The following is a 24,626-nucleotide window of genomic DNA, read 5'->3' as shown; positions in this document are numbered from 1 at the left end:
GATGTCTCCGGGTGATCCGCATGAGAGGCCCCGAGCACCGCTCGGCGCATCCCTCTCGAACTCACAGGGATTTGACTTCAGTCCGGCGATAGAAGTATTGGCGTGTGCCATCAATGGATGGCCCGCACACCGGTGAAGCGGAAAGCTCAGCCAACAGAGCTCGTGGCGAGCGGCGTGCCTGGCTGGCCAGACTTGCCAGAGAAACGTAGGTTGCCTGGAAGCGCTCAACATCATCGGGTGACACGCGATGGCCGAGCATGCCGACATTGGTTGAGTGCAGTATCCCCAAGCGCACCAGGTCGTAAGCCACTTGCTGTTTGATGCCCAGCTCCTTCGCAGCGGTGTCCACCGAGAAGTCCTTTCGTGCATGGGTTCGATGCCTGAGGAGCCACTCTTTGGCTCCGACTGCGCACAACAGCGCTTTGCCAACGGGCACTTTGCTCTGGCCATCGCCTTGCGCAGGCAAACGCCCATCCACAAGTGCTGCGATCAAGGCAACCGATTCATGCTTCTCAAGCCGCCAGTACTTCAAGATGTCGCGAGCGGGGATGCTGTCGCTGTCATCAGGCGACTGGATGGTTTGAACATGCAACCGGTTGATCTCCTTTTTAGGGATGAGCCACGCCGCTGCGTCCTTGTTGATTTGCCTGGACACCAGGGGGGTCAAGAGGCCACCCACGATGAGTTCCCTGACTCTGCGCCTGGGCAGCGAGAGCATCCGCGCCGTCTCTTCGAGTGACCTCGCACCGTCCGTGGCACTTTGGATGCCTTGCAGCTCAGAGAGGTGAATCGACCGCGCTCGACGACCTGACCTCAACTCCGCAGAGTTGCTGGGCACCAGTTCGGCTTGCACCATGTGGCGAACCACCGACGGCGGGACTCGTGCAGCCTTGGCCATCTGAGGCAGGCTCAGTCGTGGGTGGCCGTTGGCGGTCTCTGGCCGCAAGCGTCTGTTGCGCTTGCAAATCAGTCCCCACCAGTGGACGTGCAGGTAGTCTTCAAACGCATCGCGCAAGAACCGAAACTCGGCTTCCTGCAGGGCGTCGTACAGCACGCGGTACAGCGGATCAAACGTTCTGCGAACGCTTGGGCTCTCGGGTGCATCTGCTCTGAGCTCATCAATTCTCGTGTGAAGATTGGTGGGCCAATTTGCCAACAGACACGCAGCGCCAGTCACCAGGCCTATGGCCACGTCGAGTCGATGCACGTCCAAAGTCTGGCCAGGATGCAATGGCCTGGTGTTTGCCTGAAAAGGACCAAGGTACCGGACCAGCCGATGAATCGCAGGGGTGCTCAAGCCAGACAGGCATGCCAGCTTCGCAATTCTGGAGGCGTTGCCGCACAGCAAGAGCGTCAACGCCTGTATATCCGCGCCGGCGTCCTCGACATCGGCGTCCTTGAGGGGCGCCCCGCAGGGGCAACTCCCTTCAGATTGCACAATGTCACTCCAGCGGAGATGGGCACCGCACGTGGAGCAAGCTTCCTTCAACCAGGTGCCATGCTTTGGGCACGTGCAGACCAGCTTGAGAGTCCATTGCCCAGACAGTACCCCACCCTCCCGCAGGCACAGGGTGCACCAGCGCCCGTGCGTTGAATTGAAGTCGGAATGGGCCAGCCCAAACGGGATGTCCGTGTGGGCCCAATGAGCGGGAAGGGATCCGAACAGGAAACGCCGTTCTTCACTGCTCAGCCGCAGTCGGGTGCACAGTTCGTCGAAAGCGCCTTGTTGGCGAGCGTGCAGGGATGCAAAGAGTTGTCTTGTTGAACCGAGCCCGTTTGCGTTCGCCACTCTCTGCAAGTACCCAAGGGTGCTTTCGTCGGGCTGTGGTCGCGGTCGCATCGCCAAGGTGTGTGTTGGGTCAAGATGCATGGCCCCCACCTCCGACCGCTGATGGGGTCTTTTGAATGATGGGCAACACCAAGCTTCTTTGGTGTGCCGCGTCAAACAGGACGTTCAACAGGACGTTCAACAGGGCGATCGCCATCTCTGTTTGGTGGCCTGACAAAGCGCTCATCTGGCCACACACAATCTGATGCGGGTCCGGTCGTTGTTTCGAGCCATTGGAATCCTCATCCTCGAGGAGAAGACGCAGCCAGGCGGTCAGTTTCGCGAGGCGCGTGTTCGGATCAGTGCGACTCAAACGAGGGTTGAATAGCATCGACTCCTCCAGAGATCCCTGCATAGGGTTCGCGCCGCGCGCGTTCAATGGCATTGAGGATCGAACCGGCCATCGGATTGCGCTCAGCACTGAGCTCATGCATCAGCCGTTCCACGTCGCGCAAACGTTCGAGGCTGCGCAGATCAACCGGTGTGGTTTTGAACTCCTTGGAGAACCAACGAAGCGTTTGCCGAGCCTTGCGGTTGATGGTGTGTGGAGATCCCATCAACAAGGCTTTCTCCCATGACCCTGGCACCATGCGGGCACCACGTCTCTTCACCATGGGCCAGTATTTCGAGATGCCACCCTGGACTTTGTCGGTCAGTACCCTTCGCACCTTCAGCAGCCACCCGAGGGTTTCGTACACGTCTCGCGTCTTGTACGCAGCATCGATCGGCGAGGAACCGATGGCGGCACTCTTGACCGATGGAGAAACCAGCGCATCGGCAGCTGCACACAAGATCTTGCTGAAGCGGAGTTCGAGATCTGGCGCCTTCTGCTCAATACCTTCAGCAATCCTTGCGCCGCATACGCAGCGCCAGCCACGTTTCAAGGTTGGCCAACTCCAGTAGCGCCGGCACGAATGGCACCTGGTCGTCAGCAGGCAACCATGCACAGCACAGGCAGACACTAGAGGGAGGTCCCAGTACACAAGGTGGCACTCGCAGACGGCCGCGCACTGAACGCAAAATCGCGGTCGCTTGGACCACGCGTACCACCCCGGTGCTTGTTGCCCTGACCAAGGGTCGATGATGCTGTTCTCTCGTTCGTGGAGTGGCTTCAGGCGCTCGAACCCCATGAGCTGGCTCAGGGCGTTGTCAGCCTTCAGAATGCGAGCGGCTCGGATTAACAGCAAGGCAGATCGCGTGGCCGATGGAATCTGGTGCCCGTTGGCGGGATAGAGCTGCCAGCACCATCCGCCCAGGCTTTCGCCTTCACGCAGGACGGGACGGATGGGGAACGTCTCAGGGGCGACATGGTCGTTCATTTCGACCTGCGCTTTCCTGGGCTGCTCGCCACTTGGAACGGCTCACCACCGCGGTCCAAACGTCGGCATTCGAAGTCGGGATGGAACGGGTTGAGTTTTCCGACACCCTCCCACCAGATCTCGTTGGTGAACGACCTCTCCAGCATGGGGGCGTCGATGGCATCCAGATCCTGCTCCAGTGCTGAGCGCAGCGCAGCGAACAACAGCTTCTTGATGTAGGCCACCCGACCATCGCTGGCGTAGTACAGCCGTACACCCATTTCTTGAGCACCGTATGGATGTGGCAAGACGGGGATGTCGATCAGCGAGGTCAGCGAAAGGAACAGCTGCAGACACTCGGTCTCAATGCTGTCGGTATCGCTTTGACCGACCGCCAGCCGGCGCCGACAGGAGAAGCGCCTGCGCAATTGATCGTTGACCTGCAGGACGTTCTCCAGGCGAGGCAGACCCAACAAGACGGTGGGCACGGCCAGCTCGTCAATCAAGTGCTTGAGCCAGTCGCCCACCATGTAGTGGGTCTTGGTGTCACCGCGATCTTGAAGGTGCTGGGCTTCATCGAACAACAGCATCTCCACACCGCACCCTCGGCAAAGCGTGATCACCCGGTGGGTCTTCTGCGAAACCGTCCCCGTGCTTGCGTAAGGGTCTCCGAGGGCCTCCAGCATCGTGCTGGCGATGCTCGCAATGGAGGCAGCAGGTGGAATGGCCGTGACCAGGAGTTCGATCACGTCGCGTTCCGGCAGCACACGCAGTGGGTGTTGATGTGCCAACCATCGACACAGGCTGCTCTTTCCGGTGCCTGCCTCACCCGTGACCAGCATGTGTGTGGCCACCCCTGCCTCTCGATACATCTGCAGATTGGCTTCGATGGCGGTCATCGCTGCAACGAATGGTGGAAAGGGGATGTACTGCTCATCAAAGTGCTTCAGTCGTGAGTAGGTGTCAACTGTTGCCATCGCGACCTCGCTTGACTGGGCTCATTTGAAATGCCGGAAGAATCCGAGGCAGCTCAGGGGGCACCGAAGGCGTTTTGGCCGTTGGCTTGACGATCAGGACTGGATGACGCACTGGCACTTCTGCAACCTGATCCGCTTGTGTAGGAGTGCCGTTTGGCTTGCTGCTGCTCAAGCCGCGCAGATGGGCCGAGCGTTGCCGAGCTTTCTGTTTTCGACTGACCATCAGCTCTTCAACCGCCTTCGTCATGTCGTTTCGAGCGCGTTGCAGCGCCACCCGGTCTTCAACCTTGGCGCCCTCCTCGCGCAGTAGTTGGTGGATCAGGCTGTTTTGCTGCTTCGTCATTCCGCGCGCATAGCCCAGCTCAAGCGCCTGGACAGCTTTGGGCTCGGAATCCTCTGGACCCCACACATGGACGCTCCCCAGATCCTCCGGATCGAACACCACTCGGATTTCCACGCCCTCACCGAATCGCCGCAGGATTGGCGCGAGAACGTCACCGTTGTACCGAATGCCATTGAGTTCAAAGCCGTCCCTTCGGAGCTTTCTTGCTGCGCTTTGGCCGATCCGCTGCTGAAGAACCGAAAGGTCCGCCGGCAATTGCGGCTCATGCGCGGCCAAGCCCTCGTGCCACCGTTGCCAAGGCGTGGTGCCGATGCCTTTGTGGATGGTCTGCGCGTAGACATCGAGCACCCACTTTTCGAAGAGATGCTTGAACTCCGCGAGGGTCATCAACGCACATTTCTGCGGGTCGTAGTCGCCCCTTTGGTGAAAGCGCGCAAAGCTGGTGCCTGGCAGTTGGTGCGCGAAGTGGTAGTTGATGGTTTTGAGGTACCGCTCAATGGTTCCTTTGAAGCGCGGCTGGCGCTTCGGGCAAAACTCGATACGAAAACCAAGATCAACGGCGAGGCCTTCGAGGTCCACCCCGTGAAACTCCAAGCCGTTGTCAGTCACCACGGTCTCCGGAAGGCCATAGGTCGGCCAGCGGTGCTCCACTGCCAGGTCCTTGATGACGACTTCTGTTGGTGCTTTCGGCAAGATGCCGTGTCGCAGTGCCCCAACCACCGCTGCTGCAGAGGGACTCCCGAAGCTCAAGTAGTACCCCCATGGCATTCGACAGAAGGTTTCTATGGCCAATGTGAGGGTCGGTCGCCCCAAGGGTAGCCAGGTGCGTTCGTCCACGAGAAACAGGTCCATTGGCGTGTGATCGATCTCGATCCGCTCCAGGATGCGCGTGGTCTTGACGCCTGCCTTGCCGACCCGAAAGCGCCGATCCGCACTGGCCTTGCCCTCCTTGAGCACGGTCATCTCATAGAGGTCGGCTCTGGCCAACATCCGATACGCGGTTCGCTCGCTGGGTGGAACGCACGGTGTGGCTGACAGCGACTGCCGGTTCTCGATCTCGATCTTTGCCAGCAAGCGCGTATAGATGTTCTTTACCGTTGCCAAGGGCGAGGTGTTGTATGCCTCTGCTGTTGCCTCTGACAACAGCTCATGCACCCTTGTGCCTTGGCGTGGCCTCTTGCTGCCACGCAGATCGAACCTGGGAACGAGAGCTCGCGAATCTTTCGCCGCCATGAATCGCTTGTGCCAACGGTAGATCGTGATCACGCTGGGAGGCTTTGCGTCGCTGATCCTTTCCGCGACTTGCTCAATGATCGGTACCAGGTGGTCGGGCGTGAACACCGGCTTGCCCTCGGCGCAGATGGCCTCCAGGTAGCTGCGGCGGCGTTTGGCCTCCTTTTGCACCTCCGCAGGGAGTTGGTCCAGTGGTCTGGAGTAGGTCGGTATCGACTTGGGGGACCGTTCCTCGGTAGTCGAGGCAGAGATCAACCCTTGTGCAAAGTCATCCAGCAACTGCTGTCGCTGCACAAGGGATAGGGAGCCATCGGGGATGTTTTCCAGAAGTACTTCGCCGTTGGGCTGCAACCTGTCGATCCGAAAGGTCCCGCCTTGCCACTCAAAAACCATGTTCTTGCGCAAGCCAAAACCAGCCATCGTCTGCCTCCGTTGTGTGAGTCAATAGGGTCTCGGGCGAAAGGGGTGCATCAAGGCGGCAACGCAGCAGCCCGGCCATGAGCAAGCTGTAGGGATCAGCGCCGTGTGCTGCCAATACCTGGGTAGCCCGGGCCAGGCTCGCGGGAAGGTCCATCGCGCATCGGTGCAAGGCAGACTGTGCAAACGCGCTGGTCAGGCGAACGCGCATCGCCTGGTGGCAAATCGCTCGCACGTTGGTCTGTCTGGGTTCTTGCCGCAGCACTTCATCGGTCAGGACGACGAAGGCCTGGCCGCTGCGTTTGAGGTGCGCGGCCACGCATTGCAGCTTGTGCTGAATGTCTTCCCTCGCAAGAAAAACGGCAGGCTTCACTTCGACCCAGATGCTTGTGCCGCATTGCAGAGTCACTTCCAGATCGGGGGTGTATCTGCGCACACGACCCCCATCGGGGTAGGTGATGGTGGTCGGCTGCTCCCGATACCTGACCACTTGAGGTGAGGCTTCCAGAAGGTAGATGGCGTCAAGTTCGAGCAGACCCTCGTGGTGCACCAGGCGCCCGTTTTTTCTGCTGGGAAACTTGCCCCGCATGATCCCGCCGGAAGGGCTGATCACCTGCCGCGCACGACGGTGGTTGTCGCCCACGGGCGTTCGCCCGTTCCAATGACCGCTCCACAGGTTTGTGGCCATGGGTGCTCTCCTGGCCATGGAGTGGGCAGCACTGCGCCCTCCGCCATGGCAATGACAGTTGGATATGACTGTTTTTGGGCGTAGCTACGCCCGCATCGGGCTATCTCAGCCGATGAAAACAGGTGTCTGGGGAGGGGAGCGGTCTTGACGCTGGGAAATGCGTCCGCGATACTGAAGGTGCTATCTGAGGTATCGACAGATGCTTCATCCAACGGGGCAAGCCGCAAGGTTTGTCCCGTTTTCTACATGGGCGCCTCCATGCTGGTTCGGCGCTTCAGTCGGCGCGCTGGTTCGCGGGATTCGTGCATGGCGCCGCGAAATGCAAGCACCTCGCGGATCATCCGCACCTGCGCAGGCGTCAGGTGCTCGACCTCACCGCGCAAATCACGGAGGAGCCAGTAGATGTCGGCTGGGGCATCCGGCTCGATCACAAGCTTGCGGTGTGACGCCTGGGCTGCGGCGCGCAAGGCTTCTTGCTCTTCCTTGGTCAGTGGGACTGCCGCCGTCAGTCGCTCTACAAATTCTTCTGTGGGTGGCCCCTTCAGCCCAACTTCAAGTGCGGATATGTAACTTTGCTCGTAGCCGACGAGCTTGGCCAGTTCGACCTGGCGAAGGCCGTGCCTAACTCGGATGGAGTGCAAGAATTCAGAAAACGGGCTCATGTGACCCGAAATTCTGGACCTAACTCTTGGTCGTGTAAATATAAAAAAGTCGTTATAGATCAGTGAGATACGGGCGCAGGGCGCAAAAAGTTGAGCTTTTGTTCAATTGCTCACCTCAGCATTCCTGCATTTAATCATTAGTGCGTTTGATGCAATCTTGTGATTGCTGCGGCTGCGCTTTTCCTATTGCTATAGAAATGTGAACACAAGAACTGAGATTCGCACGAGGTTTCATAATGTAAAAGTCTCTGTTTTGCCGTAATTTCAGAAGAGCTGTCAATCCGGGGGGTGTTGGCGAATCGCCATGAGCAGAGCAGGTCAGTCCCTGCAGCGATGACCTGATGTGTCTCCGCACCAATTCGCAGCGCCACCCTTCGCCTTGACATTGGTCCTCGCTGGGCTGTACTTATGAGTCGCTTCCAGCGGCGGTTCAACAGGTTGAGGGGCGACTGTCAGCGTCGTGGGCTTCGCAGACATTGAGGGGGGTCTTCCTCAGTCGATCCGCTATCGACTCATCAAGGTGCTCTGCCAGCGAATGGCTGGTGGGCAGAGCGGCTGCTGCCCTTCGCAAGCCTGAAAGCGACTCCTGCAGCTGGTCGTCCAGCTGCAAGGGTCCTGCGCGGCAATTGAGGGCCCACCTACAGTCATCTATCATTTGCGGTGTATGCTGACCATTTGGATCAGCTCTGAATCCTGCCACGCAGCGCCGCCCGAATGTCGCGCAGCTCGATTCCCGTGCGTCCCAGCGCCAGCCGCATTTCGTCGGCGACGGGGGCGACACCTGTTGGGTCACTGATGGTCACGACAACCGCGACTGGCACGCCTTCAACGGGCATGTTGTCGAAGGTCTTGTCGCGTTCGAGGTACTCGACGCCGAAGCGCCAATTCCTCGAGACGCCCTCATCTTCAAGAACACCTTGGTACACCTTGATCGGGCTCCATTTCAGGGATTCGTTCATCAGGCTGGCTTCACGGGATTTCCCCTTCGGCGCGACCTGGGCATGGACAGGATCCACGCGTCCATCGAACGACATGTCCCCCTTCTTCGTCTTCTTGCCGTTGTGCTGCCGGACATACAGGTCGAGGTTCATCCGCGCGGCCTCGGCGCCGAAGCGATGCGAGGTGGGGGGTGACGAAACCATAGTGGCTCGCACGATCCCTGTGCACTCGCCGTTCGAGTTCGACAGGGACTGCGGCCATTCGAAATCGTGCTTGAACTCTTCGTTAACCTTCAGATGGTCAAAGAAGACGAACGTAAAGGAGCTACGCGAGTTGCTCAGGATCTCAATTGCAGTGCCGGGCAACCCGTACCCCACCAGCTGCTTGGCAGCTGACCTGAGATCCTTGTGATCGAGCGGGGCGTGCAGCTGGGCCGAGTGGTAGAGGAGCGCGAGCAGCACCTCGCGAGGCGCACGGCCGCCTGTTTCCAAGTCAAGCTTGGCCAGCGTCTTGGCAACCAGTGGCGCTGCATAGCTCGTGCCGCAGACATACCGGTACTCCTTGTTCGCGTCCGTGACCAGCAGGCCAGTCGGCTCGCCGTCACCGCGATGAGCACCGCCGAATTGGCACAGGTCCGGCTTGACCGTCCGTCTGGACGTGCCGCGCCGGCTGTACCTCGCGGGCGCCTTGTCCACGATCCTGGGCAGGCCAGGAGGATTGAGTGCTCCAACGGACACGTTGTTCATCGTGTCGGCTGGCTCGAACAGTTGGTCGCCGAACCCGATGAGTGTGTTCAGCGCGGCGGTGATCGAGGTAGGCCACTCTTGCCGCATATCCTCGTCCTCTGCATTCCCAGCAGAGATGACGAAGATCACATCGTGCTTTTGTGCGATCTCGTCGATCCGCTTGGCCGACTCGGAGATCTTGGCGTCCTGTACCGGCTTCTTGACGTTCAAGCTGAGGTTGATTATGCGAAAAGGCACCTCACTCTTGACGTCGCGGATCAAGCGGTCGAGCTGGTCCAGAAAGCCGGTGACGCCGGTCGAGAAGGTGGCTGCCGATATGCGGCGCGGCGCATTCATCGCGAAGTCGATCAGCTCGCAGCCATCGTCTTCGAGGTAGTTCGCGAGGGGTTCGTTGAGCGCCTTGCCCGCGACCAGAAGCGACGCGATGTTGGTGCCGTGATCCTCGTCTCGCACCGCGACGACGTTCTCCCTCCGGATGACCCAGTTGTTGAACTCGCTGTTGATCCCTCCGTCGACTAGGCAGATTCGAGGGTGGACCTGGTCTGGGTCCATGCCCGGCAGGCGTCGTCGAATCAGCGCCCTCACGGAGGCCTTGCTCACCGAGGCGGGTACCGAGTCGCTGCGCGAGGCGGTGAAGTCGTCTGGCGGCTCGACAGGGACTGGAAGACCGACGGACCTCACGAGTGGGTGACCGGTGAGGAAGCTCAGCAGCGCGTGGTGAGCGTCTGGTTTGAAGTTCGCTTGAGACACGAGCTGATTGTTCGTGCCCACGAAGTCCCGCTCCGGTCCAATCAACAACGTAGGTTCGCCGCGCAGCAGTGCGATGCCCATTGCGAGGCTGTCGCTGTCGACGTCATACGTGACCACGATGGCAAAGCGCTGTGCCAACCGCTTGAGCCTGCGCCAGAAATCTGAAACCAGGACATCGCTGCTGTCCTCGCCATCAACGACGCCATCACTCAGTCCGATGTCGGCGAACAGCTCGACACGGTAGTAGGCGGCAAGGTCTCGGCTCTTCAGGTGCGTGATGGCCTCGTCTACTGAGGGGGCGTTCCGCTGATCCGGACCCCACAGCACAACGGCTTCGATCGCGCCGGTCTCGGATTTGAGCTCGGGAACGATGATCCGAATCTTGCCGGTGTCGGGGTTCTTCTTTTCCTTCACATCCGGCTTGGCCGTCGCCATCGTGTCGGCGATCTTGCGAAGGTTTATGGAGCTGACCCGGAACACAAGATCGGCGATCTCGTTGCCACCCACCAGCGTGGCTAGCTCTGGCTTGAACAGCTTGTCGACTGGTCGGTGGCTCTTGGCCCACGCATCTTGTGTCAGGCGAACCTCGACAAAGCCCTCGCCCTTGAACGGAGCGTTCTCTTGGCGGAGCTGCTCGCTGATCTCCTTGAGCTCGGAGGACATCTGGTCGCGATGCTTGATGAAATCGGCATCGCGGCCCTTGAAGAAGTCCTTCTGGTTCCCGCCAGGATTAACGACGCGCGGTTGCTTTAGGCGTTGAGGGTTAGTGACGAGTTGAACTTCCCTTCGGGCGACCATCTATCTCCTCCTTGGACTGGTTTTCATCTTTTTTCCACCGGCTGATGGTGCTGCGATTGACTCCCAGCGCATCGGCAACGCGCGACTGAGATCTCCCGAACTCCTTCAGCAACAGATCGGCCAGCTCTTCCTTGTCGCTGGATAGCGCCGATCGAATGTCCGGATGTAGCCGGTCGCTGTGCGACGCAGCTATGCGCTGAAGGCGCTCCAGGAACGATGTGTTCGGTTCCAGGACCGAGCTCTTCTTCAACGCAAGCGCGATGTCTTCGATCTCCGAGCCTGAGCAGCCGACGAGCATCCATGTGAGCAGCTGCATTTGTCCCGCCGATACCTCTAGCGGTGGTAGGTAGCGTTCAAGGATCAGCCCGCGCTGAATGACGTCGGGAACAGGCAGCTCGAGCTGCAACTCGAATCGACGCCAGACGGCCGGGTCCAGCAGGCTGGCATGGTTAGTGATTGCGACGGTCAACCCTAGCTTCCTGCGGCGATCGAGCTCCTGAAGAAGCGTGTTCACGACCCGTTTGAGCTCCCCCATCTCGTTCGGATCGTCCCGCAGCTTCGCGATCGAATCGAACTCGTCGAGCAGGAGCAAGGCGCGATGGCGGTTGGCGAACGCGAACAGGTTGGCGATGTTCCGGGAGGTAGTTCCAAGGTAGGAGGACATCAAGCCGTCGAGTTTGGCAAGGATCACAGGGAGGCCAAGCTGCGAGGAGAGCCACAGGGCCAGTTGCGTCTTGCCTGTTCCCGGGGGGCCGAAGACCAGACAAGTCTTCGCCGGCGTGAGTCCCATCCGATCGAGCATTTCGGCATGTGTCCATTCGTTTAGGACAGACTGAACCGCGCCGAGCACGTGCAGAGGCAATGTCGGCGGCTGAACGGGAAGCCTGTCGATTCCAATGACCTCCGCTAGCGGTGCGCCTGAATCCTTGTCGACAGGGACATGCTTGTCGGAGACTAGGGGTTCGCCCGGAAATGCGATGTGGGCGGACGAGGCCCGACTGGGCTCAAAGCCACTACGCCCGCGGAGCCCCGGTGAGTCCAGCTCTTTCACCAACCGATCGAGCATGGCCGCGTCGTCTGTGGCGCCCTTGCGTTTGAGGGCAGCCTTCAGGCGATCTACTTGATGGCGCCCTTCAGCGCGATCTCCGGCGAGGGCTGCTCGGCAGACGGCGTATACGACCGAAAAGTTATCCATAGGAGCATTCGTTGCATTCTCTCCTTGCATTGTTGCACAAACATAAAAACACGTTGCGGAGAAATTATGAAATGCTGCAAAAAATTGTCGATCTGATGCGGATCTGAAAAATGCTGCTCCTTGGGGATCTCCAGCACCAGGTCTCGGCCTGTCACAGGTCTTTGAGGTATGTGAACCCTAGGGTGCGCGTACTCCGCCCCCTCTTGGCGACGACTGTATCGCTGGCTGATTCCGCTCTGCTTCTATGCATCGAACTGGCGCTGAAAATGTCGACGTCGTGACGCGAGTTCGCCAACTTCGAGTTGGCGCTCTTGGCCGGTGCTGCCGCAACAGAAGTCGACTTCTTCTGCTCGAGGCTGACTGGTGGGCCCTTGTGCCGCTGCGAGGAAGGTGTGCCCGGGTGAGTGCCTGTGAAGGCAAAGCTCGAGCCAATTCGCACGCGTGCAGACGCCAAATCCCAGCACAAATCGAGCACCATCTGATAGTACGGATTAGTCGAATCCGCAAATCGATCCGCAGAATTAAGCGCTCCTTGGAGGACGAACAGCATCTCCTTCAGGACACGGTGGCCTTCTTCGAACAGCGGATAGCCCCGCGCCAACGCGTCTTGAAGCTGGGTGAAAAATGCCTCAAACTGCTCAGGGCCGGAGATGCCACTGCGAGCTGTCACCGCACAGCGGATCAGAGCCGCGTCGCTGCTCCAAGGGAACCAGCTGTAGAGATTGTCGAACCACCGGTGGTCCGTCTGTTTCCAGCGACCCATGCGCAGCAAGAAATAGGCACCGATGACGGCGCTGATGGGGTCTTGGACCTTGCCATGCAAGAGCTCAGTCGCCACTTTATCGAACTTGCTGACCGAGTCTGCAGCCCGTAACGAATCCCGCGAGAGAAACTCCAGCAGTGTTTCTGCCTCCGGACGGAAGCTTGTAAGGATCACCTTGACCGGTAGGCTCGTGCTGTCCGGATCCGGGTTAGTCGTGAAGTACAGGCGGCAACGGGTCGGCGGCAAGGAGACGAAGGTCGCTGGCAGCTTGGCCCCTCCGAACTGCAGCAGTCGCGATTGCTTATTGGCAGCCGCGTCGAAGTCGACTTGCTTGGCGAAGTCGTTTGCGCGTGTGTTTGAACTGGGCAGGTCCGCAGCGGGCTGCCAGTCCTCCTCATCTGAATAGGCCCACAACCGCAACCACACATTGCCGAGCTCGGCGAGAGGTTGAGGGCTCGATTGGTTCAGCGCAGACCTTGTGACCGCCCATTTGGCCCAACTGTCGCCAGGCAGGCTGTCATCGCTGATGTCGACCTCCGCCTTGCCCGGTGCTTTCATATCTATCTGTTTGACGAAAGCGTTCCCACCTGGGAACACGACGCGAACAAAGACTTGTTGCAATTCAGGCGTACTCAGAATTCTCACGCTCGCAGCGTTGGCACTATCGGCAACCCCTTCGGCCAGGAGCTGTCCTTGGTTGTCCAGCACCTTGTACGGGAGTGGGATCGAGCGTTTCGACATAGGCTCGTCAGCACGGAATGCCTCGTCTATCGAGGCCATGCGGAGGTGAATTTTTAGCGTCTTCATGGACCAACCTCAAAGGTGAAGTCGTAGACGGGGGGCATGACGAATTGCTTCTCCATGACCTTGGGGGCGAACTGCCCCCCCTTGGCTTCAGCCCCAAGCTCATATAACCCAAGGCTAACGTCCGCGCTCAGCAACCCGGCACTGCACTGGTGCATGGTCTTAGGGTCGGGCGTGCCACTTGGCTTGTATGAAAGTTGACCATGGGGCCGCATGTTGTCCGGTTTCAGATCCAGCACCAGCCGAACCTTTGGTGGTGCGGTCAGCTCGATGATCGCCACGCCTTCCCCTGAACATTCGTGGCTGCAGTTTTGCCTATTCGACGCCGATTTGTTGTCGACTTTCAAAAAAGCCAATGTCGCTGTGTAGAGCTCTGTGGAGCTGGCTTCCCATGTGTTGCCAGGCATGCTCCTGGCGGCATAGCCTGAGAAGCTGTTGAGAATCGCCTGCGTGAAGCGGGCAGGGGCACCCTTCCTCGCGAACGCCAGTTTTCCCTCTTCAGTGGCTTGAAGGAAGGAAGTGGATCGCGCCACCGTTGGATCCGTAGCTGGGATGTCCAGCAAGGGCTGGGGGCGGCCTCTGCGGATCATCAGGTTCGCATCTGGTGCTCGGCAGGCGTCGAACCAGAAGTGGATATGCGAGTCCTTGGCGACCCTCATCAACGAGTACAAAGTGCTATCGACATCGAAGGCCATTTCGTACGCCGTGCCAGGATCGAAAAGGATGTCCTGGCAGAGCGCGTACTGAGCGCCGTCGCTGATGCCGTGGCCGCAGAAGTAGAAGATGCCCGTGCTGCCCGGTTCGTCTACGACTCGCGCTTTCCACGCATTGAAGGCGGCCTTTACCTCGGAGCGATTCGCACCATCAACCTTCTGGCCGCCCGCCGGCGTCTCAACCGACTCCTTCTTTTTTGCTCCGATCAGAACCTCGACGGAGGCCAGAGGCGATGTAGCGTTGTGAAAGCCGGGGCGCGCAGGATTCATCAACGGTCCCATGAACCACGAGACCATCGCTTTGGCCGAGATGGCGGGGGAAGTGAGCTGACCCATACCGAAGGTCTCGGCTCGGGCTTTGGTGCCGTCCGCCAGGTAGGGGTACGCCTCAATCCCGACGATGAGGACGTGTGTGCCTGGTTTGCCAAGTTTTTCGTTGATGTAGACGGTCGTCATCTCAGACTGGATCCTCTTTCAGAACGATGCTGTAGCCCGCTTCCTTGGCGCCATAGATGGCCGTGTACTTCCAATCTCTCTGCAAGCCTTTGTCCCGCCAGATTCTGTTGATGGTGGTGTCGTAGTTGAAGATCAACTCAGTGCCTTCGTTGTCTTTGTACCTGCGGATCACCCTGGCCACGGCCTCTCGATCCGGATGACCGAAGCGCTTTCCGTTGGTGGAGAAAACGATCTGCTTGGCATCCACCGCCTCCAGCAACCCGTTGGTAACGTTGGCCTTGCTGCCGTGGTGTGGCAGCTTGAAGACGTCCACCTTCAGACGCTCTTCACCGCAGTATTCGCGTATTCCCGCCAGCAGGTCGTCTGGGTGGGCATCGGCACCCAGCAGGATGCTCCAGTCCCCGTACTCGAACAGCAGGGCGATTGAGCTCCCATTGGCGGGAGCCTTGTCGTCCGTGCTCACGGAATCAGCTAGGCTCTTGATGTTGATTGGGCCGAGCGCTTCCTCACCATCCGCGATCTTCCCGGGTTCTGCAGGGGCGCTCGGATCCAGGCCAGCTTCTCTTATAGCCTTGTCCCAGGCGCCGAGCATCTCCGAAAGTTTGGTGCGTGACGGGGTCAGCAACGTCAAGGTTGCGCCGCCATGCAGCTTTACCTGCATCGCAGAACCATTGACAGCGCGAGCGACGGGGCCGTGATCGAAGTGCTCGTTCCAGGAGATGCCGCTCTTCTTAATAGCGGTCGTTAGCTTCTCGCCTTGAACGGGACCGAAATCCTCTTCTTCGGTGGCTTCCAGAAGATGCCTGCGCCCGTTGAACCAGACGTGTTCGAACTGCGCAGCTAACTTGGGGTCGCCGATCAGCTTGAGACTGCCTCCTATGTGGTCTTCATCGACGTGCGTGATGACCAGAAGCTCGTGGCTGGGGGTGTCTGACCGGACAGCTTCAAGCAGGGGTTTGAGCCGTTTGAGCGTTCCAGGCGTCCCGGCGTCCACCAGAATGCGGCTCGGCTTGGCCTGGTCGCCGTACTCGATCCACAGGCAATCACCGTAATCTGCGCCCAGCACGTGCAGCATCAACATCTTCGACATGTTCTTCCTCCCCACCCCTCTCCAACACGGTAAAGGGGAAAACAGCCGATACATCGCCGGCTATAACTTTGGTTTCGCCATGCGTCCTCTACACGGATTGCTCAGCCGCGCTGGGCACGTCAATCTAAACCGTGTCCTGATGCACGTGGATCACGCCTGCAACCCAAACCAGCCATTCCAACCGAGCGGCAACCAACTCGTAGTTCGCCCTCGCCAAATCGCAGACCAGCGCCAAATTTGGGAGCTCGCTTAGCCAAGCATTATGTATGGGCTCGGCATTCAGGGAGGCCAGAGAGCCGCGCGCTGAACAGCAGCAAAGCAGACGTTGGTGCGCTTCCGCTTTCAGCCGGCCACTGCCTTTAATTGGCGGGCAAGGGGCCCGTAGTAGCTTCTGAAAACGATAGATCTAGTAACAAAGAGGACCAAGAGGGGCGCTTGTGGATCTGCTGGTCCATCAAGGGCACCCCACCAAGATTTCCCGCAGCCCTGTCTGTACCGGTACTTGAGGAGCCTGCGGGGCCCAGCCGATTTTTTCAATAACTCTGTCAGTAGTTTTTCACTAACTTGGCAAAGTTTTCACTTTCTCTGTCATCCGACATATCAAACGTCGATATTCCCCGCCCGCAAGGCATTGGTTTCGATGAAATCCCGACGAGGTTCCACCTCGTCCCCCATCAGCATCGTGAACACGCGATCCGCTTCGATCGCGTCGTCGATCTGCACGCGCAGCAGGCGGCGGACCTGCGGATCCATGGTGGTTTCCCACAGTTGCTCGGGGTTCATTTCGCCCAGACCTTTGTAGCGCTGGCGGCTGGTGGTGCGTTCGGCTTCGCTGATCAGCCACTGCATGGCCTGGCGGAAGTCGCCCACCTTTTCCTCCTTCTGCTTGTCGCCTTCGCCGCGTTGCGCCTTGGCGCCTTCGCCGAGCAGGCCGCGGAAGGTGTCGGCCGCGGTGGCCAGGGCCGCGTAGTCGGCGCCGTGCACGAAGTCCTGCGTGAGGATGCTGCTCTTGACGTTGCCGTGGTGGCGGCGGCTGATGCGCAGGATGGGCTTGTCGCTGCGCGCGTCGAACTCGCCGGCCACTTCGGGCGGCACGCCGGTGGTGCTCAGCTCGGCCAGCTTGGCCTGCATCGCGACCGCGCTGGCCTCGGCCTCTTCCACCGTGTCGAGCTTGACGCTCACGCCGTCGGCGATGGCGCGCAGGGCCTCGGCGTCCATGAAGTTGGACAGGCGCTCAATCACGCGCTCGGCGGCCTGGTGCTTGCGCGCCAGTTCCGCCAGGGTGTCGCCTTCGAGCACGGTGTTGGCGGCGCCGCCGGTCTGCACCTTGGCGCCGTTCAGCGCGATGCGCAACAGGAACTGGTCCAGCGCGGGCGCGTCCTTGAGGTAGAGCTCTTCCTTGCCGTTCTTGACCTTGTACAGCGGCGGCTGGGCGATGTAGATGTGGCCGCGCTCGACCAGCTCGGGCATCTGGCGGTAGAAGAAGGTCAGCAGCAGGGTGCGGATGTGGGCGCCGTCGACGTCCGCGTCGGTCATGATGATGATGCGGTGGTAGCGCAGCTTGGCGACGTCGAAGTCGTCTTTGCCGTCACCGGCGGCGCCGCCACCGGCCTTGCCGATGCCGGTGCCCAGGGCCGTGATGAGCGTGAGGATCTCGTTGGAGGTCAGCAGCTTCTCGTAGCGCGCCTTCTCCACGTTCAGGATCTTGCCGCGCAGCGGCAGGATCGCCTGGAACTTGCGGTCGCGCCCCTGCTTGGCCGAGCCGCCGGCAGAGTCGCCCTCGACGATGTAGATCTCGCACAGGGCGGGGTCTTTCTCCTGGCAGTCGGCCAGCTTGCCGGGCAGGCCCATGCCGTCGAGCACGCCCTTGCGGCGCGTCATCTCGCGCGCCTTGCGGGCGGCTTCGCGGGCCTTGGCGGCCTCGACGATCTTGCCGCAGATGATCTTGGCGTCGTTGGGTTTTTCCTGCAGGTAGTCGGTCAGCAGGCGCGCCACCACGTCTTCAACCGGGCCGCGCACCTCGCTGGAGACCAGCTTGTCCTTGGTCTGGCTGGAGAACTTGGGCTCGGGCACCTTGACGGAGAGCACGCAGCACAGGCCCTCGCGCATGTCGTCGCCGGTCACTTCCACCTTGGCCTTCTTGGCCAGGTCGTTCTCTTCGATGTACTTGTTGATGACGCGGGTCATGGCCGCGCGCAGGCCGGTCAGGTGAGTGCCGCCGTCGCGCTGCGGGATGTTGTTGGTGAAGCAGAGCACCTGCTCGTTGTAGCCGCTGTTCCACTGCATCGCGACCTCGACACCGATGTTGGTGCCCTGGTCGCTCTGGCGGTCGCCGATGGCGTGGAAGCAGTTGGGGTGCAGCACCTGCTTGCCCTTGTTGATGAACTCCACGAAGCCCTTGACGCCGCCGGCGCCGGAAAAGTCGTCTTCCTTGCCGCTGCGCTCGTCCTTCAGGCGGATGCGCACGCCGTTGTTGAGGAACGAGAGTTCGCGCAGGCGCTTGGCCAGGATGTCGTAGTGGAAGTCGTTGTTCTCTTTGAAGATCTCGGTGTCGGGCAGGAAGTGCACCTCGGTGCCGCGCTTCTCGGTCGCGCCGATCACCTTCATCGGCGAGACTTCGACGCCGTCGCGTGCCTCGACGATGCGGTTCTGCACGAAGCCGCGCGCGAACTCGATCTGGTGCACCTGGCCCTCGCGGCGCACCGTCAGGCGCAGCCACACGGACAGCGCGTTCACGCAGGACACACCCACGCCGTGCAGGCCGCCCGAGACCTTGTACGAGTTCTGGTTGAACTTGCCACCGGCGTGCAGCTCGGTCAGCGCGATTTCGGCGGCCGAGCGCTTGGGCTCGTGCTTGTCGTCCATCTTCACGCCGGTCGGGATACCGCGACCGTTGTCGGTCACGCTGATCGAGTTGTCGGTGTGGATGGTGACGACGATGTCGTCGCAGTGGCCGGCCAGTGCCTCGTCGATGGAGTTGTCGACCACCTCGAACACCAGGTGGTGCAGGCCGGTGCCGTCCGACGTGTCGCCGATGTACATGCCCGGGCGCTTGCGCACGGCCTCCAGGCCTTCCAGGATCTGGATCGCGCCTTCGCCATACCCCTCGCTCGCGCCGGCCTGATTGGCGTCGATCTTGGGCTGGAAATTGGAGCTGTCGGCCCCGGCTTCACCGGTGTGGACGGCGTCTTTTCCGGAATCGGCGGGCTTGTTGGCTTCGGACATGGTGAATTTCTCTGACTTCTAGAAACGCCAAACCCGCTGATCAGCGGGTTGGCAAGCGAGGTGGCTGCGGGGTGTTGCGGATCAGATCCGCATCGGCATGACCACGTATTTGAACGCGTTGTCTTCGGGGTTGGTGATCAGCGCGGAGCTGTTGCCGTCCTGCAGTTCGATGCGAACCATTTCCTGGCCCATGTTCTGCAGCGCGTCGATCAGGTAGGTGACGTTGAAGCCAATCTCGATGGCGTCGCCGCCGTAGTCGATGTCGAGTTCGTCGACGGCTTCTTCCTGCTCGGCATTGCTGGAGGCCACGCGCAGCGTGCCCGGCTCGACGTTCAGGCGCACGCCCTTGAACTTCTCGCTGGTCATGATGGCGGTGCGCTGCAGGCTGGCCAGCAGCGGCTGGCGGCCCAGCGTGACGATGTTCTTGTGGTTCTTGGGAATGACGCGGTTGTAGTCGGGGAACTTGCCCTCGACCAGCTTCGTGACGAACTCCATGCCGTCGAAGCTGAACTTGGCCTGGTTGGCCGCGAACTGCATCTCGATCGCGCCTTCCTTGTCGGAGAGCAGGCGCTGCAGTTCCAGCACGGTCTTGCGCGGCAGGATCACTTCCTGCTTGGGCACTTCCACGTCCAGCTCGGCGCTGGCAAAGGCCAGGCGGTGGCCATCGGTGGCGACCAGGCTGAGCTTCTGGCCCTCGGCCACGAACAGGATGCCGTTGAGGTAGTAGCGGATGTCGTGCACCGCCATGGCGAACGAGACCTGGCCGAGCAGGCTCTTGAGCGTTTTCTGCGGCACGCTGAACACCGGGCCGAAACTGGCCGACTCCTGCACCAGCGGGAAGTCCTCGGGCGGCATGCTCTGCAGCGTGAAGCGGCTCTTGCCGCCCTTGAGAATGGTCTTGCCACCGGTGTGCTCCAGGCTCACGGCCTGGTCGGCCGGCATGGTGCGCAGGATGTCGATCAGCTTGCGTGCGCCGATCGTGGTGGCGAAGCTGCCGTCGTCGCCGCCCAGTTCGGCCGTGGTGCGGATCTGGATTTCCAGGTCGCTGGTGGTCAGCTGCACCTGGCCGCCGGTCTTGCGCAGCAGCACGTTGGCCAGGATGGGCAGCGTGTGGCGCCGCTCGACGATGCCGGCGACCGACTGCAGCGCGGCCAGCACCTGGGCCTGGGAAGACTTCAAAACGATCATGTCAGACTCTTTCGTCACTGGTTGACTGGCGCTCTGTCGCGGCGCTCTCCTCGGGCGTTCCTCGCCGCCCCCTCGAATCCCAAAACGTATCTATTTTCACCTGTTTTTACAGACCACCCCGGGCGCCCCCGGTCAGCCTTTCAGGGTCTGCTCCAGCACGTGCAGTTGCTGGTTCAGCTCGGTGTTGGTCTGGCGTTCGGCCGCGATCTTGCGCACCGCGTGCAACACCGTCGTGTGATCTCTGCCGCCGAACAGCTCACCGATCTCGGGCAGGCTCTTCTGGGTCAGCTCCTTGGCCAGGAACATCGCAATCTGGCGCGGCCGGGCGATGCTGGCCGGGCGCTTCTTGCTGTACATGTCCGCGACCTTGATCTTGTAGTAGTCGGCCACGGTCTTCTGGATGTTCTCGACGCTGATCTGCCGGTTCTGGATCGACAGCAGGTCCTTGAGCGCCTCGCGCGCCAGCTGGATCGAGATTTCCTTCTGGTTGAAGCGGCTGTAGGCCAGGATCTTGCGCAGCGCGCCCTCGAGCTCGCGCACGTTGGAGCGCACGTTCTTGGCGACGAAGAAGGCCACTTCCTCGGGCATGACAGCGTTCTCGGCCGCTGCCTTGTTGATCAGGATCGCCACCCGCATTTCCAGCTCAGGCGGCTCGATGGCCACCGTCAGCCCGGAATCAAAACGCGAGACCAGGCGCTCGTGGATGTCGGCCAGGCCCTTGGGGTAGGTGTCGCTGGTGAGGACGATGTGGCTCTTGCGGGCCAGCAGCGCCTCGAACGCGTTGAAGAACTCCTCCTGAGTGCGCTCCTTGTTGGCGAAGAACTGCACATCGTCGATCAGCAGCAGATCGAGCGAGTGGTAACGCTCCTTGAACTCGTCAAAGGTCTTGCGCTGGTAGGACTTGACCACATCCGAGACGAACTGCTCGGCGTGGATGTACAGAACTTTGGCGCCCGGTTTGTCGGCCAGCAGCTGGTTGCCGATCGCGTGCACCAGGTGGGTCTTGCCCAGTCCGACGCCGCCGTAGATGAAGAGGGGGTTGTAGAGCTGGCCGAGGCTGCCGGCCACGTGCATGGCGGCGGCACGTGCCATGCGGTTGGCCGAGCCTTCGACCAGCGTGGCGAAAGTCAGCGCCGGGTTCAGGCGACTGCGCGGTCCGGTGGCTGCGGTGGGTTCGGCGGGCGCGATGTCGGGCAGTTCGGCCAACACCTGTTCCTGCATGGTGCGAGTCGACGGCGTACTTCTGATGGTGGCTTCACGAGGAGCGAGCGCTAACTCCAGTGCCACAGGAGAACCCTGGATACCTTCCAGCAAGGCGGTGATGCGGGCCGCGTACTGCGCCCGGATCCAGTCCATCTTGAAGCGGTTGGCAACCGCCACGGTCACGCGCGACCCGTCAGGAGAGACCGTGGCCGTGAGCGGACGAATCCATGTGTTGAACTGCTGCTCGGGGATTTCCTGGGCGAGACGGTCGACGCAGGAGAGCCAGAGCGACGAGGCGTCACTGGCAGCAGAAAGTGGGGAATGGCCCTCGATCATGAAACGGGAAGGAAAGGTTGTTCTTGTGGACAAGCGGGTCGGGGCAGGACCGGCATTGTAGGCCCGTCGAAAAGTTATCCACACCCCGCCAGCGACTGTTACAAGTTCATGGGCGGTGCTGGCGGATCGACCGCGAATCCGCGGCGTGCGACGGTAGCGCTTGCCGCATTCGGTCTTTCTCGGCGATAATTGCGGGTTTCCCTCCAACTTGAATCGCCCTGGCCTTGCCTGGGCCGCACTGCCATGGCAATGAAACGCACCTACCAGCCTTCGAAGATCAAGCGCGCCCGTACCCACGGTTTCCTCGTGCGCATGAAGACCCGCGGTGGCCGCGCCGTCATCAACGCACGCCGCGCCAAGGGCCGCAAGCGTCTGGCCGTCTGAGTCTGATCCGCCCTGCCGAATCGATCAGTCCTTGGTCGGCCGGGCCCACGCTCTCCAGCGCGCCTGTGACACCGGTTGTCTGATGCAGCGCATCCGGACCCGGCCCCAGTTCCAGGCTGCTATGGCGGGTGCCATCGTGGCCAAAACCCCTCATTTCGCCCTGCACCGGTTGGCACTGCCAGGCCCGGAGCACGGGCGTTTGCTGTTTCCGGTGTCCGACACCTGGGTCGGTGTCGTGTTGCCCAAACGCTGGGCCAAGCGCGCCGTCACGCGCAACGCCATCCGGCGCCAGGTGTACGAAGCCACCCGCCTGGCCGCGGGCCAGTTGCCACAGGCAGCGCTGGTGGTGCGCCTGCGCAGCGGGTTCAGCCGCGAGCAGTTTGTGAGTGCCACGTCCGACGTGCTTAAGCGGGCGGTGCGCGCCGAACTGACCCAGTTGCTGGGGCGCATTGCCGCACGGCCGGAGCTTGCGGCATGATGCGCGACTGGCCGCGCCAGGCCCTCATCGGACTGGTCAAGGGCTACCGCCTATTGCTCAGTCCCTGGCTGGGCGGCAGTTGCCGTTTCGAGCCCACCTGCTCGGTCTACGCGCTGGGGGCTTTGCAGCGCCACGGTGCGCTGGCCGGCGGCTACCTGATGCTCAGGCGCATCGGCCGCTGTGGTCCCTGGTGCGAAGGCGGCTGCGACCCGGTGCCCGACGCGGCGCCCGCGCTGTTCTCTCACCTGATTCCTGTTTCCTCAGAAAAGAAGAACCCTTCATGAACGACATCCGCCGTTCCATCCTCTGGGTGGTCTTTGGTTTTTCGATGGTCCTGATCTGGGACAAGTGGCAGATCCACAACGGCAAGGCCCCGACGTTCTTCCCTTCGTCGGCCGCGACCGCGCCGGCTGAGCAGAAAGCGGCGCCTGCGGCCGATGCCAGTGTGCCGGCCGCCACCTCCGCCAGTGCCCCCTCCGTCCCCGGGGCGGCGGCCGCGCCAGATGCAGGTGCTCCCGCGCCAGCGGCCGTGCGCCACGAGGTGACCACCGATGTGTTCAAGCTGACCTTCAACAGCGAAGGCGGTTCGCTGATCGGCGCCACGCTGCTGCAGCACGCCAGCAAGCAGCTGGGCTCCGAGCCGTTCCAGCTGTTGGTCCAGAACGACCAGCACACCTACATCGCGCAGACCGGCCTGATCGGCGGCAGCTTTCCGACGCACAAGACATCGATGACGCTGCTGCCCGGGCCCGCTTCGCTGGCCGACGGCCAGGACTCGCTGGCGGTGAAGTTCGAATCGGCCGACGTCGGTGGCGTCAAGCTGGTCAAAACCTACACGCTCAAGCGCGGCAGCTACACCATCGACGTGGCGCACGAGGTGGTGAACACCGGAACGGCGCCTGTCACTCCCCAGCTGTACGTGCAGCTGGTGCGCGACGGCAACAAGACCGACAGCGAGACGCCGTTCTATTCGACCTTCACCGGCCCGGCGGTCTATACCTCGGCCCAGAAGTACCAGAAGATCGAATTCGGCCAGATCACCGACAACAAGGCCACCTTCGAGAAGAGCGCCACGGATGGTTACGTGGCCATGGTGCAGCATTACTTCACCTCGGCCTGGCTGCTGCCCGAGGGCACGGCGCGCGAGAACTTCGCCCGACGCATCGACAACAACCTGTTCTCCATCGGCGCCATCAGCACCCTGCCCGCCATCGCGCCGGGACAGAGCCAGAAGATCGATGCCCGCCTCTTCGTGGGCCCGCAGCTGGAGAAGGTGCTGGAAACCACGGCCCCGGGTCTGGAGCTGGTGAAAGACTATGGCTGGCTGACCATCATTGCCAAGCCGCTGTACTGGCTGCTGGAGAAGATTCACGGCTTTGTGGGCAACTGGGGCTGGGCGATCGTGCTGCTGGTGGTGCTGCTCAAGGCGGCCTTCTACTGGCTCAACGCCAGCGCCTACCGCTCGATGGCCAAGATGAAGGCCATCAACCCGCGCATCATGGAAATGCGTGAGCGCCTGAAGAACAACCCGCAGCTGATGCAGCAGGAAATGATGAAGATCTATCGGGAAGAGAAAGTCAACCCGCTGGGTGGCTGCTTCCCGATCCTGATCCAGATCCCCGTGTTCATCGCGCTCTACTGGGTGCTGCTGTCGTCGGTGGAAATGCGCAACGCGCCCTGGATGGGCTGGATCACAGACCTCTCGACCAAGGATCCGTTCTACGTGCTTCCGTTCGTGATGACGCTGACCACCATCGTGCAGACCGCGCTGAACCCGCTGCCGCCTGATCCGCTGCAGGCCAAGATGATGTGGCTGATGCCGCTGATGTTCTCGGTCATGTTCTTCTTCTTCCCGGCCGGCCTGGTGCTGTACTGGATCACGAACAACTTGCTGACCATTGCCCAGCAGGCGTACATCAACAGCAAGATGGGCGTGCCGCTGAAGATCACCAACCCGCTCACCCTGTTCAAGAGCTGAAAGGCCCCCCCTGCGCCGCTGCGCGGCTTCCCCCCTGAGGGGGGACGACACCTGAGGCCCGGCGAAGCCGGTTCCTCGGTGTCTCTGGAACAAGGCACTTCTGTCCACTGGGTCTGCGTTTGCGGACCCTTTCT

18 protein-coding genes and 2 pseudogenes are annotated in these 24,626 nt (G+C 61.1%); 4 read left to right on the top strand and 16 right to left on the bottom strand.

The annotated features are described in order from the left end of the window. Positions 1–61: 61 nt before the first annotated feature. The 16 genes and pseudogenes from ACFOPI_RS00995 to dnaA form a co-directional block, all read right to left on the bottom strand. Positions 62–1,357 carry a hypothetical protein gene (locus ACFOPI_RS00995; RefSeq protein ID WP_382170952.1) on the bottom strand — a complete coding sequence of 432 codons (1,296 nt, stop codon included), beginning with the start codon at positions 1,355–1,357 and terminating at the stop codon, positions 62–64. 147 nt (positions 1,358–1,504) lie between these two features. Continuing rightward, positions 1,505–1,840, bottom strand: a pseudogene (locus ACFOPI_RS00990) (TniQ family protein); the annotation flags it as partial. A 287-nt stretch (positions 1,841–2,127) separates the two neighbouring features. Continuing rightward, positions 2,128–2,712 carry a hypothetical protein gene (locus tag ACFOPI_RS00985; RefSeq protein ID WP_382170950.1) on the bottom strand — a complete coding sequence of 195 codons (585 nt, stop codon included), beginning with the start codon at positions 2,710–2,712 and terminating at the stop codon, positions 2,128–2,130. A gap of 57 nt (positions 2,713–2,769) precedes the next feature. After that, a pseudogene (locus tag ACFOPI_RS00980) lies at positions 2,770–3,147 on the bottom strand (TniQ family protein); the annotation flags it as partial. Further along, on the bottom strand, positions 3,144–4,103 hold the full coding sequence (locus ACFOPI_RS00975) for a TniB family NTP-binding protein (protein WP_382169852.1): 960 nt from the start codon (positions 4,101–4,103) through the stop codon (positions 3,144–3,146). The gene ACFOPI_RS00975 and the pseudogene ACFOPI_RS00980, both read right to left, overlap by 4 nt. Continuing rightward, entirely contained in the window at positions 4,090–6,099 is a 2,010-nt protein-coding gene (locus tag ACFOPI_RS00970; RefSeq protein ID WP_382169850.1) for a Mu transposase C-terminal domain-containing protein, read from the bottom strand. The genes ACFOPI_RS00975 and ACFOPI_RS00970 overlap by 14 nt, the downstream gene beginning before the upstream one ends. Next, positions 6,062–6,784 (bottom strand): TnsA endonuclease N-terminal domain-containing protein, encoded by a 723-nt coding sequence (locus ACFOPI_RS00965; RefSeq protein WP_382169849.1) that lies wholly within the window; start codon positions 6,782–6,784, stop codon positions 6,062–6,064. Before ACFOPI_RS00965 ends, ACFOPI_RS00970 begins: the two co-directional genes overlap by 38 nt. Positions 6,785–7,026: 242 nt before the next feature. Further along, complete coding sequence (locus ACFOPI_RS00960) at positions 7,027–7,446, bottom strand: helix-turn-helix domain-containing protein (protein ID WP_382169847.1); 420 nt, start codon at positions 7,444–7,446, stop codon at positions 7,027–7,029. A gap of 680 nt (positions 7,447–8,126) precedes the next feature. Beyond that, entirely contained in the window at positions 8,127–10,679 is a 2,553-nt protein-coding gene (locus ACFOPI_RS00955; protein ID WP_382169845.1) for a S8 family peptidase, read from the bottom strand. After that, positions 10,645–11,874 (bottom strand): AAA family ATPase, encoded by a 1,230-nt coding sequence (locus ACFOPI_RS00950; RefSeq protein ID WP_382169843.1) that lies wholly within the window; start codon positions 11,872–11,874, stop codon positions 10,645–10,647. The genes ACFOPI_RS00955 and ACFOPI_RS00950 overlap by 35 nt, the downstream gene beginning before the upstream one ends. A gap of 151 nt (positions 11,875–12,025) precedes the next feature. Further along, positions 12,026–13,444 (bottom strand): hypothetical protein, encoded by a 1,419-nt coding sequence (locus ACFOPI_RS00945; RefSeq protein WP_382169841.1) that lies wholly within the window; start codon positions 13,442–13,444, stop codon positions 12,026–12,028. Next, positions 13,441–14,610, bottom strand: coding sequence for a caspase family protein (locus ACFOPI_RS00940; protein ID WP_382169839.1), 1,170 nt, complete (start codon positions 14,608–14,610; stop codon positions 13,441–13,443). The genes ACFOPI_RS00945 and ACFOPI_RS00940 overlap by 4 nt, the downstream gene beginning before the upstream one ends. Position 14,611: 1 nt before the next feature. Beyond that, entirely contained in the window at positions 14,612–15,700 is a 1,089-nt protein-coding gene (locus ACFOPI_RS00935; protein ID WP_382169838.1) for a ComEC/Rec2 family competence protein, read from the bottom strand. Between the two features lie 600 nt (positions 15,701–16,300). Then, positions 16,301–18,925, bottom strand: coding sequence for a DNA topoisomerase (ATP-hydrolyzing) subunit B (gene gyrB / locus ACFOPI_RS00930; RefSeq protein ID WP_382169836.1), 2,625 nt, complete (start codon positions 18,923–18,925; stop codon positions 16,301–16,303). 81 nt (positions 18,926–19,006) lie between these two features. Further along, a complete protein-coding gene (gene dnaN, locus ACFOPI_RS00925) occupies positions 19,007–20,113 on the bottom strand; it encodes a DNA polymerase III subunit beta (RefSeq protein ID WP_382169834.1) in 1,107 nt (368 codons plus the stop codon). 132 nt (positions 20,114–20,245) lie between these two features. Then, complete coding sequence (dnaA, locus tag ACFOPI_RS00920; protein ID WP_382169832.1) at positions 20,246–21,652, bottom strand: chromosomal replication initiator protein DnaA; 1,407 nt, start codon at positions 21,650–21,652, stop codon at positions 20,246–20,248. Between the two features lie 249 nt (positions 21,653–21,901). Here dnaA and rpmH point away from each other — a divergent pair, with 249 nt between their 5' ends. The 4 genes from rpmH to yidC all read left to right on the top strand — a co-directional run bounded on the left by rpmH (position 21,902) and on the right by yidC (position 24,492). After that, positions 21,902–22,036 carry a 50S ribosomal protein L34 gene (gene rpmH / locus ACFOPI_RS00915; RefSeq protein ID WP_066096666.1) on the top strand — a complete coding sequence of 45 codons (135 nt, stop codon included), beginning with the start codon at positions 21,902–21,904 and terminating at the stop codon, positions 22,034–22,036. A gap of 82 nt (positions 22,037–22,118) precedes the next feature. Continuing rightward, positions 22,119–22,514: a ribonuclease P protein component gene (locus tag ACFOPI_RS00910; RefSeq protein ID WP_382169830.1), complete on the top strand. Its 396-nt coding sequence runs from the start codon at positions 22,119–22,121 to the stop codon at positions 22,512–22,514. Next, positions 22,511–22,798, top strand: a complete 288-nt coding sequence (gene yidD / locus ACFOPI_RS00905; RefSeq protein WP_066160741.1) for a membrane protein insertion efficiency factor YidD — start codon at positions 22,511–22,513, stop codon at positions 22,796–22,798. The genes ACFOPI_RS00910 and yidD overlap by 4 nt, the downstream gene beginning before the upstream one ends. After that, positions 22,795–24,492 carry a membrane protein insertase YidC gene (yidC, locus tag ACFOPI_RS00900; RefSeq protein WP_382169828.1) on the top strand — a complete coding sequence of 566 codons (1,698 nt, stop codon included), beginning with the start codon at positions 22,795–22,797 and terminating at the stop codon, positions 24,490–24,492. The genes yidD and yidC overlap by 4 nt, the downstream gene beginning before the upstream one ends. Positions 24,493–24,626 lie beyond the last annotated feature (134 nt).

The sequence above is a fragment of the Hydrogenophaga luteola genome (genome assembly GCF_042648585.1).
Taxonomy (GTDB): domain Bacteria; phylum Pseudomonadota; class Gammaproteobacteria; order Burkholderiales; family Burkholderiaceae_C; genus Hydrogenophaga; species Hydrogenophaga luteola.
This window is presented reverse-complemented; position numbering and strand designations above follow the sequence as displayed.

Excerpts from the sequence above, each read along its gene's own strand:
- ACFOPI_RS00975 (WP_382169852.1), bottom strand. The coding sequence starts at position 4,103 with ATGGCAACAGTTGACACCTACTCACGACTGAAGCACTTTGATGAGCAG.
- ACFOPI_RS00970 (WP_382169850.1), bottom strand. The coding sequence starts at position 6,099 with ATGGCTGGTTTTGGCTTGCGCAAGAACATGGTTTTTGAGTGGCAAGGC.
- ACFOPI_RS00965 (WP_382169849.1), bottom strand. The coding sequence starts at position 6,784 with ATGGCCACAAACCTGTGGAGCGGTCATTGGAACGGGCGAACGCCCGTG.
- ACFOPI_RS00960 (WP_382169847.1), bottom strand. The coding sequence starts at position 7,446 with ATGAGCCCGTTTTCTGAATTCTTGCACTCCATCCGAGTTAGGCACGGC.
- ACFOPI_RS00955 (WP_382169845.1), bottom strand. The coding sequence starts at position 10,679 with ATGGTCGCCCGAAGGGAAGTTCAACTCGTCACTAACCCTCAACGCCTA.
- ACFOPI_RS00950 (WP_382169843.1), bottom strand. The coding sequence starts at position 11,874 with ATGGATAACTTTTCGGTCGTATACGCCGTCTGCCGAGCAGCCCTCGCC.
- ACFOPI_RS00945 (WP_382169841.1), bottom strand. The coding sequence starts at position 13,444 with ATGAAGACGCTAAAAATTCACCTCCGCATGGCCTCGATAGACGAGGCA.
- ACFOPI_RS00940 (WP_382169839.1), bottom strand. The coding sequence starts at position 14,610 with ATGACGACCGTCTACATCAACGAAAAACTTGGCAAACCAGGCACACAC.
- ACFOPI_RS00935 (WP_382169838.1), bottom strand. The coding sequence starts at position 15,700 with ATGTCGAAGATGTTGATGCTGCACGTGCTGGGCGCAGATTACGGTGAT.
- gyrB (WP_382169836.1), bottom strand. The coding sequence starts at position 18,925 with ATGTCCGAAGCCAACAAGCCCGCCGATTCCGGAAAAGACGCCGTCCAC.
- dnaN (WP_382169834.1), bottom strand. The coding sequence starts at position 20,113 with ATGATCGTTTTGAAGTCTTCCCAGGCCCAGGTGCTGGCCGCGCTGCAG.
- dnaA (WP_382169832.1), bottom strand. The coding sequence starts at position 21,652 with ATGATCGAGGGCCATTCCCCACTTTCTGCTGCCAGTGACGCCTCGTCG.
- rpmH (WP_066096666.1), top strand. The coding sequence starts at position 21,902 with ATGAAACGCACCTACCAGCCTTCGAAGATCAAGCGCGCCCGTACCCAC.
- ACFOPI_RS00910 (WP_382169830.1), top strand. The coding sequence starts at position 22,119 with ATGCAGCGCATCCGGACCCGGCCCCAGTTCCAGGCTGCTATGGCGGGT.
- yidD (WP_066160741.1), top strand. The coding sequence starts at position 22,511 with ATGATGCGCGACTGGCCGCGCCAGGCCCTCATCGGACTGGTCAAGGGC.
- yidC (WP_382169828.1), top strand. The coding sequence starts at position 22,795 with ATGAACGACATCCGCCGTTCCATCCTCTGGGTGGTCTTTGGTTTTTCG.